The organism is Leyella stercorea DSM 18206 (genome assembly GCF_000235885.1).
Taxonomy (GTDB): Bacteria; Bacteroidota; Bacteroidia; order Bacteroidales; family Bacteroidaceae; genus Prevotella; species Prevotella stercorea.
On the sequence record NZ_JH379339.1, the window covers coordinates 1 to 9,076 of the forward strand.

The following is a 9,076-nucleotide window of genomic DNA, read 5'->3' on the forward strand; positions in this document are numbered from 1 at the left end:
GGGTATAGCAAGGATGCTATACCCTCCTATGGTTTGATGGAAGATATGCTCAAATCCTGGTAGATACAACCTGCATCTTCCAGCCCTTAACCACTTCATAGCCAATTGGCTGCGTCGCTACTGGAAGATATGGTAGATTTTTTCACCTACTTCATTTTTCTGCAGACTCTCATATAAGTAAAACCTAAACAGGCTATTTCTTTTCAAAATGCTGATAATCTTTTAGCGATTTCCAATCACCACCCCATGTGAAGCCATGCTTCTTGAAAAGTTTGTAAACTAAATCGTTGTGATCAATTTTATACTTGAACGTTTTAGAGCGATTGGAGTATGCACGTCCTGTCTTAGGAGAAACAGATGTACTGCCATTGCGTAATCGTTTTACGCACGGGTTGTATAGTGGATTGATGTCGATGGCTTTACCCTGACTATGATAAGAGAGAGTTTTAGAACCAGATACGCGTCGGTAGTTGAAGCATGAGGTGTTGTTATGAAGCATCGATTGTTCATCGTCTGCGTTATAGTCGTCGATGAGTTGTATGCGTTCGATGGGGTAATGGGCTTTGTATAGCTCCTGAAATATTTCTATAAGGTCGTCAGCAATGTCTTGATGGCATACCAGTTCGCCTGACTTTACCTTGCCATCAAATCCGTAGTGTAGAACTCGGATATATCTCAGCTCTGTGCGTGGTATCGTACAATTGGCTTTGTAAGATTTGCCTTGCATACGCTTGAAAACCGCTTCACTGATAGGCTCGGCTGTAAAGTATGTTGAGGTGTTGAGGTGTTGAGATGTTGTGGTGTTGACATTAGTTTGATGTGCTGTTGTTGTTATAGAGATGAAGGATAGAGATAGGGCGAATAATATTGTTTTCATATTTAAGTTACGAAATGAATTATAAATAGGTTGTAAGGAGTGGGGGATTGTGTATAAACAAAAAAGCCACCGGCCTGAGGCCAGTGGCTAATTTTCTCTTTTCGTTGTTCGAGCTATAATTACTCAGCAACAGTTGTGTCAGCTGCAACAGTGTCAGCAGCAGTTGTGTCAACTGCAGTTGTGTCTGTTGTATCAACAGTTGCGTCAGTAGCAGCTGTTTTGTTACCACAAGATGCGAAAGAGATAGCTGCGATAGCTACGAACATCAAAACTAATTTCTTCATTTTCTTTGCTTTTTAAATCTGTAAAACAATCATTTGTTTATTAAAACATTGCAAAGGTATATATTTTTTCAATACTACGTACAACTTTTTATGATTTTTTTTTGCTCTTTTTGTAACGTGTTCGGAATGTATTGATAATCAATGAGATACGAATAGTGAATAAATGTTAATGCTTTTAGGTTTTAAGAAAAGAGCTAAATTTTAATGATTTTAGACCTCTTGTGCGCGAACAAAACAGAAAATTCATTACCTTTGTATTCGCTTAATATATATATTATAAGGTATAATGATTAATACATCTGTTTTTCAAAATAAAAAGGCAGCATACTTCACTTTAGGTTGCAAACTGAACTTCTCTGAGACATCCACTTTTGGTAAGATGCTCGCCGACTTAGGTGTGCGTATCGCTGGCGAAGGTGATGTGGCGGATATATGTTTGGTGAACACCTGTTCGGTTACGGAAGTGGCAGATCATAAGTGTCGTCAAGCTATTCATCGTCTTGTACGCAACAATCCAGGTGCTTTTGTGATTGTCACAGGATGCTATGCACAATTGGAGTCGGAGTCGGTGAGTAAGATAGAGGGTGTTGACCTTGTGCTCGGTTCAGACGAGAAAGCCAATCTGATACAATTCTTGAGTGATGCATGGACCGCTAAGGAGTCGGCTGCAGAGCTCAATGAGGATGGAAAGGTAGAGTCGCTACACGAGTATCATTCAGTAAAGACGAAGATGATAAAGTCGTTTGCGCCTTCATGTTCTCGCGGTAATCGTACACGCTATTTCCTCAAGGTGCAGGACGGCTGTGACTATTACTGCACCTACTGTACAATACCATACGCACGTGGCAACTCGCGCAACCCGACTATAGCTTCGCTTGTTGCACAGGCAGAAGAGGCTGCGCGTGAAGGAGGTAAAGAAATTGTGCTCACTGGCGTGAATATAGGCGACTTCGGTAAAACGACAGGTGAGAGTTTCCTCGACCTGTGTAAGGCACTTGATAAGGTGGAGGGAATCGAACGCTATCGTATAAGCAGTATGGAACCAGACCTGTTGAGTGATGAGCTGATTGATTTCTGCTCGCAGAGCCGTGCGTTCATGCCTCACTTCCATATACCATTGCAAAGTGGATCGGACGAGGTATTGAAGTTGATGCATCGCCGTTATGACAAGGCACTCTTTGCTCACAAGATAGAACTTATTAGGCAAAAGATGCCAGATGTGTTCATAGGTGTTGACGTAATGGTTGGCTGTCGTGGTGAGACACCAGAGTGCTTTGAGGAGTGCTACGAGTTTCTTGACGATGTGGATGTGACACAATTGCACGTTTTCCCGTACAGCGAACGTCCCGGCACAGCGGCATTGCGCATACCTTATGTGGTTGACGATGCAGAGAAGAAAGTGCGCAGTAAGCGACTGCTTGATCTTAGTGAGCAGAAGCGTATTGAGTTCTATGCACGCTATATTGGTACAGAACAGGAAGTGCTGTTTGAAAAAGCTGCGCGTGGCAAGGCTATGCATGGTTTCACTTCCAACTATGTTCGTGTGGAGTTGCCGGCAAAGCTTGCCAAGGAAGAGTATGATAATCAGATACTGCGTGTAAGGATGGGCGAGTTTAATCGCGACAAGTCTGCATTGCAAGTTGAACTATTATAATGATATAGAATGAAGAAAGTAGCAATCGTGATATTGAACTGGAATGGTGAGCAGATGCTACGTCGTTTCTTGCCATCTGTGTTGCAATATTCTGAGGCTGTTGCTGACATTGTTGTAGCAGACAATGCTTCGACCGATGCTTCGCTTGCGCTTCTTGAGAAGAAGTTTCCTACAGTGCGTACTATTGTTCTTGATCGCAATTATGGTTTTGCGGAAGGTTACAATCGTGCACTGCGGCAAGTGGAGTATGAATATTATGTATTGCTCAACAGTGATGTAGAGGTGACGGAAGGTTGGCTCGACACACTCATCGACTTTATGGACAGGCATCCTGAAGCTGCAGCCTGCCAGCCTAAGCTGCTTGCCGAGCACGACAGAACACTTTTCGAGTATGCAGGAGCCAGTGGAGGTTACATTGATCGCTATGGTTATCCGTTCTGTCGTGGCAGACTCTTTGAAACTGTAGAGAAAGATGAGGGACAATACGATGATGTGTGCGAGGTGATGTGGGCAACAGGTGCTTGTCTGATGATACGCCGTGCCGACTATTGGCGTGTGGATGGTCTCGACGGACGCTTCTTTGCTCACAATGAGGAAATTGATCTCTGTTGGCGTCTTTGCAACTTGGGTAGAAAGATATATTGTGTGCCTCAGAGTCGGGTGTTCCACGTTGGAGGCGGCACACTGCCCAAAGGTAATCCGATGAAGACCTTCCTTAACTTCCGCAACAATCTTACGATGCTCTATAAGAATCTGCCAGAAGCAGAGTTGCGCCATGTGATGCGTGTGCGTTGTTGGCTTGATTATGTAGCAGCTTTCAAGTCGCTCATCCTCGATCGAAATTTTAGCGAATTCAAGGCAGTGATTCGTGGCAGGCAAGCTTTCAAGGCATGGCGTAACCAGTTTGATGCCGACCGTGTGGCAATACAGGCATCACGTGTGTCGCAGATGGATGTTATGCGCAAGCCATATAGTCTGCTTTGGCAGTATTATGCTCATGGTGTGCATACATATAAAAATCTGAAAAACGAGCGATAAGAGCTTATTTTTATGATAATTTTATAGTTAAACAGCGGAAAAGGGTCTGCTGTTTAACTTTTTTAGATGATTTTCTTGGCTTTTAAAACCTTTTTTACTATTTTTGCAAAAAACATTTAACAGTTCGTTAATAGAAGGATAGTAAAAGGGTGAGAAAACTATACATTATAATAATAATGACTATTGTTTTTGTTTCTACAGCTTGTGAGTTGAAACTGAAACAATTTGGCGAAGGCAGTCAGACAACGTTGATTGAGATTCAGCGTTATGACCGTCTTGAAAGTCGTTATCTCACCACTGGCGATTTCTCTGCACTTCAGCAGATGAACATCGAGTATCCCATGGAGACACGCACCTTGATAGAAGATGTGTTGCGATTGGGAGAGGTTAATGACCCTGGCATCAATTCAAAGTTTTTACAGTTCTACCAAGATACAACTCTTCAGATTATCATCACTGAAGCAGAGGTGCAGTATGCTAGTGTGTCAGATATCAGTAAGCAACTGAATAAAGCCTTTGACCGATTGCGCAAGCTATCTCCCAATGTTTCTATTCCGACAGTTTACTTACAGATAGGTGCTCTTGATCAGAGTGTGGTTGTCGGCAATAATTCTATTGGTATTTCGCTTGACAAGTATCTTGGTGAGTATTATCCGCTTTACGACCGTTTCTACACTGAAGCACAGCGTGCTCAGATGACACGTGAGCACATAGTGCCAGACTGTATGTTCTTCTACATGCTCAGTATTTATCCGCTCAAGGACTATGAGGTTCGTTCGCAGTATGAACGTGACTTGCATGTGGGCAAGATAATGTGGATAGTGAATAATTTGCTTGACAAGAAGTTTTTCTCAACAAAATACGTTGAGAAGGTAGATCGTTATGTGCGCAAGAACTCGTTATCGGCAAAGCAATTGCTGGAGAATAATCTGTAGGGTACTTATCCTTTTACTTTTTTACTCTTTTACTTTTTTACTTTTAGTATCTCTTCTGGTTTCTCTACAAGAGTCGTGGCTCCGTGCTGCAATAGGAAGTCTTTGTTGCGAAATCCCCATAACACACTTATACACGGCATACCAGAATTGCGAGCCGTGTCAATATCTACATCGCTATCACCGATATACACCGCTCCCTCAGCTGTTGTGTTGAGTTGTCGCAGAGCCTCTATGACGGTGTCTGGAGCAGGCTTCTTGCGTATGTCCTCGCGTTCACCGATAGCTACGGGTACGAGCTCTTTGCCGAAGAAGTGCTGGCAAAGCTCCTGTGTGGCAGCATAGAACTTGTTGCTTACCACCGCTACCTTTTTTCCGCGTTTGTGCAACTCTTTTAGCATCTCCATCACGCCATCATACGGACATGTTGTGTCAAGATTATGCTTCATGTAGTGCTGTCGGAAGTCCTGATAAGTCTTGTCGAACAGCGGATTATTAAGTCCGTTAGGAATGGCTCGCTCCATAAGTTTCTTTACACCATTGCCCACAAACTGTCGCACTTCGTCAAGTGTTCGCTGTGGCATACCATTGTTTGCCAGTGCGTAGTTGCAGCTCGCAGCAAGGTCGTTGAGCGTAGAAAGTAGAGTTCCATCCAAGTCGAAGATATATGTATCGTACATATTTGTGTTATTTGATTAATTATGATTATTGAAATTGTACGATACAAAAGTACGTATTTTTAGTCAAAGGTGTATAAAATTAATCGCGCGATTAAAAACATAGCATTTATTTTTGTCATATATCATATTTACTCTACCTTTGCAGTGTTTCAGCAATGTAAAAATCTAAATTATGAGAAAGAGAAAGAATAAGAATCGTAAGTTTCTAACAATCATTGGTGTAGTCCTGTTGGCAGTAGTAGCTTGTGGCTATTGTTTCTTCTTTGCCGGCATGTCGTCGACAGGTGAAACGCAATATGTGTATGTTGACAACGATGACAACATCGACTCTGTCTACACAAAGCTCAGTGGCGTGTCGAGCAGCAGTTCGATGATTGGTTTCAAAACACTTGTAAAGGTGAGCGGTTATGCCGACAACGTGCGTACAGGTCGCTATGCTGTGCGTGAGGGTGAAGGTGCCTTCATGGTGTTCCGTCACTTGAAGAACGGCTTGCAGACACCAGTCAGCCTTGTTGTGCCGTCGGTGCGTACTATGGACCGCCTTGCAGCCGAACTCTCCAAGCGCCTTATGATGGACAGTACCGCCCTTTACAAGGCACTCACAGACGAAACAGTCTGCCAAAAATATGGTTATGACACCACGACAATAGCTGCACTATTTATTCCGAATACATACGATATATACTGGAATTTGAGTGTGGAAAAGCTGCTCGACCGTATGCTGAAGGAGAACAAGGCATTCTGGAATGCCGAACGCACAAGGAAGGCACAGGCAATGAAACTCACACCGGTAGAGGTGACAACGCTTGCCAGCATCGTCGACGAGGAGACAGCCAATAACGGTGAGAAGCCGATGGTAGCCGGTATGTACTATAACCGTCTCATGTTGCGCAACGCCGAGTATCCGGAAGGAATGCCGCTGCAGGCTGACCCTACAATCAAGTTCGCATGGAAGCGTTTCGACCTGAAGCGCATATACAACAACTTGCTGTATATAAAGAGTCCGTACAACACCTACCGCAACCCGGGTCTGCCCCCAGGACCAATCCGTATTCCATCAATAGCAGGCATCGATGCTGTGCTCAATCACGTGCAGCACGACTATCTTTACATGTGTGCTAAGGAAGATTTCAGCGGAACGCATAATTTCGCACGCAATTATAATGAGCATTTACAGAATGCAAAGCGTTATAGTGATGCGCTTAATGACAGAGGAATAAAATAATTAGATTTAATAATGAACAAATTATCAACACTCTTACTTTGTGCCGTCTTGTCTGCCCAGACATTCAGCTCGAAGGTTCATGCAATTGAAACAGAATTATCGGCTGCACATGGCTATGTAGAGACAACCGACGGAACGGTAGGTGCATCGGGTATCAATATGCCTGGCGAAGCGCTCAACTCCAGCGGTCGGCCGCAGATGAACAACACGCTTTCTGCCTGGACCTCAACCTCCGTTTGTGCCGTCTATTATTTCCATCATCCTGCAGCTACCGTTTCAAACACTCTGAAACTTAACGTCAAGGCGTTGCAGACTGCAAAATTCCGACTCACCGTTACCGACCCCGATTCGCCTGCCACACCTCTTTATACAAAGGAGTTCAGTGCGAAAGGTCCGTTTCTTGGAGGAGACGTGGAGATTGGTATGGGCGACATAACCTTCACACGCTCAGCTTATTATCGATATAAACTCGAGTGCATCTCCGGCTGTAATGCCATAAATAACATCAGTCGTTTCAAGTTCTCTACTTCTTCCAATGAGGCTTCGTATGCAGCCAATTATCTGTCGTCGCCATCAGTGCATCTCAACAACTGGCATTCAACAGCATCGGGTGCTCCTTCTGGCGACGGCTACGACTGGCTGTTTGAGGAGATAATGATACCTGCGGAGTCTGACCTCGTTGGCACATACGCCGAGGCGATAGGTGCGCTCAATGGCTATATGGGCATACAGATGAATGGCTATGTAGATGGCGAGCCACGTCACGACGTGCTCTTCTCTATGTGGGATGATGGTTCAACCGACGAAGACCCCAATCTGCCGGAACATCTGCGTGCAGGAGCTGTTGATTGGGACGAGAAGACAACGGTGAACCGCTTCGGCAATGAGGGTACAGGTGTGCAGACATATCGTCGCGGCAACTATTGGACACCTGGCACATACGTGCAGTTTATCACCAACTGTCGCCCCGAAACCACCTCGTACACCACTGTTGAGAACGGCAAAACCGTGGTGCATGAGCAGCACAATATGCTCGTTTCTACATGGTTCAATGCGTTGGACGGCAAAGGCTGGCAGTATATGGCAACGGTGCGTAAGCGCAATTCGTCTACATATTTCAGCACCTGGTATTCGTTCCTCGAAAACTATGTGTGGACAAATGGTCAAGCTTCGCGTAAAGCTTATTATCGCAATGGCTACGGACGTGCTCGTGCTACGGGTAAGTGGTACAACTTCAACAGTGTTGGTTTCGGACACACCGACGGCGGAAAAGAAGATGGAGCACGTGCCGACTACGGACAGGGTGTTACCGAAAACGCTTCTGATCGTACATTCTTCATGCAGACAGGTGGCTATACTTCCACAAAGCAGACGGCTTCGATTGTGAGTCTTGCAACGGATAACACGGTAGTGGATACTATTGATATCGCTCCGCTTGATCTTCGTGTGCGTCAGGCTATACAGAAAGAAATTGATCGTGCCACGGAAGACGAACTCTTTACGCAGAACCTCTTAGACAAGAAAGGCTGGACTGTGATAGAGAAGTCGAGTGAGGAGACATCCGGCGAGGGCACCAACGGACGTGCTCAGCAGATTGTAGACGGCGACGATAATACCTACTGGCATCCGCAGTGGAGGGGTGGTACGGCAACGCTGCCACATACAATCGTTGTTGATATGAAAACCATTAATAACGTCGGCGGCTTCCAGTTTAAGATGGGTGACGATCCCACTCGTTTTATAAAAGCTTACGATATATACGGATCTACCGATAATAGCAAGTGGACTCTGCTTTGTAGCGATGATGCTGCTCCTACAAAGTCCGAATTCCGCAAGCTACTCGATGTATCGGTGGATATTCGCTACTTCAAGATAGTAATACGCCAAACAACAGCAACGGATGGTCCTTGGCTCCGTATCTATGAAGTCGACCTTTGTTCGGGTAAAAGCATAAAGTCGACGCTCTCAGGCAGAGTAACCTGCAATGGCAAGCCCGTGAATGGTGCAACCGTAAACCTGCGTAGTTCGGAAAAGGTGTACGATGCCACTACCGACGAATTTGGCTACTACACTATTAATGTTGATAGAACCGACTTAACTTATCAGCTCACAGCTTGGGCAGATGGCTACTATAGCTATTATGAGAGTCAGCCGATAGAGATTAAGGGTCGTGTGGTTAAGGACATTGATCTGAAGCCAATGACTGCTATCAATAGTGTGTCTATAACTGGCGACATCCCTTCTGATGCTGCACGTTATAATATCAGTGGACAGCGAGTAGAGCAGGGCACTCGCGGAATAGTTATTGTGAACGGAAAGAAATACCTGACAAAGTAATTTGTGTGAATATGATTAAGAGGGCGTGTCAAAACTCCCAATATAAATA

The 9,076-nt window shown here is 44.7% G+C and carries 8 protein-coding genes; 5 read left to right on the top strand and 3 right to left on the bottom strand.

What is annotated here, in order from left to right:
* Positions 1 to 193 precede the first annotated feature (193 nt).
* Positions 194 to 877, bottom strand: coding sequence for a M15 family metallopeptidase (locus HMPREF0673_RS00210; RefSeq protein ID WP_007896675.1), 684 nt, complete (start codon positions 875 to 877; stop codon positions 194 to 196).
* 119 nt (positions 878 to 996) lie between these two features.
* Complete coding sequence (locus HMPREF0673_RS14440) at positions 997 to 1,161, bottom strand: hypothetical protein (RefSeq protein WP_007896677.1); 165 nt, start codon at positions 1,159 to 1,161, stop codon at positions 997 to 999.
* A 286-nt stretch (positions 1,162 to 1,447) separates the two neighbouring features.
* Between HMPREF0673_RS14440 and mtaB the strand changes: the two genes are divergently transcribed.
* From mtaB to HMPREF0673_RS00225, 3 genes are all read left to right on the top strand, one after another.
* On the top strand, positions 1,448 to 2,815 hold the full coding sequence (mtaB, locus tag HMPREF0673_RS00215; RefSeq protein WP_007896679.1) for a tRNA (N(6)-L-threonylcarbamoyladenosine(37)-C(2))-methylthiotransferase MtaB: 1,368 nt from the start codon (positions 1,448 to 1,450) through the stop codon (positions 2,813 to 2,815).
* 9 nt (positions 2,816 to 2,824) lie between these two features.
* Positions 2,825 to 3,853 carry a glycosyltransferase family 2 protein gene (locus HMPREF0673_RS00220; protein WP_007896681.1) on the top strand — a complete coding sequence of 343 codons (1,029 nt, stop codon included), beginning with the start codon at positions 2,825 to 2,827 and terminating at the stop codon, positions 3,851 to 3,853.
* 176 nt (positions 3,854 to 4,029) lie between these two features.
* Positions 4,030 to 4,788 (top strand): gliding motility protein GldB-related protein, encoded by a 759-nt coding sequence (locus tag HMPREF0673_RS00225; protein WP_007896691.1) that lies wholly within the window; start codon positions 4,030 to 4,032, stop codon positions 4,786 to 4,788.
* A gap of 29 nt (positions 4,789 to 4,817) precedes the next feature.
* On the opposite strand, the gene HMPREF0673_RS00230 is transcribed toward HMPREF0673_RS00225, so the two are convergent.
* Positions 4,818 to 5,465 carry an HAD family hydrolase gene (locus HMPREF0673_RS00230; protein WP_007896692.1) on the bottom strand — a complete coding sequence of 216 codons (648 nt, stop codon included), beginning with the start codon at positions 5,463 to 5,465 and terminating at the stop codon, positions 4,818 to 4,820.
* Positions 5,466 to 5,637: 172 nt separating this feature from the next.
* Between HMPREF0673_RS00230 and mltG the strand changes: the two genes are divergently transcribed.
* Both mltG and HMPREF0673_RS00240 read left to right on the top strand, forming a co-directional pair.
* Positions 5,638 to 6,690 (top strand): endolytic transglycosylase MltG, encoded by a 1,053-nt coding sequence (gene mltG / locus HMPREF0673_RS00235; protein ID WP_007896693.1) that lies wholly within the window; start codon positions 5,638 to 5,640, stop codon positions 6,688 to 6,690.
* Between the two features lie 12 nt (positions 6,691 to 6,702).
* Positions 6,703 to 9,027, top strand: a complete 2,325-nt coding sequence (locus HMPREF0673_RS00240; protein WP_007896694.1) for a DUF3472 domain-containing protein — start codon at positions 6,703 to 6,705, stop codon at positions 9,025 to 9,027.
* Positions 9,028 to 9,076 lie beyond the last annotated feature (49 nt).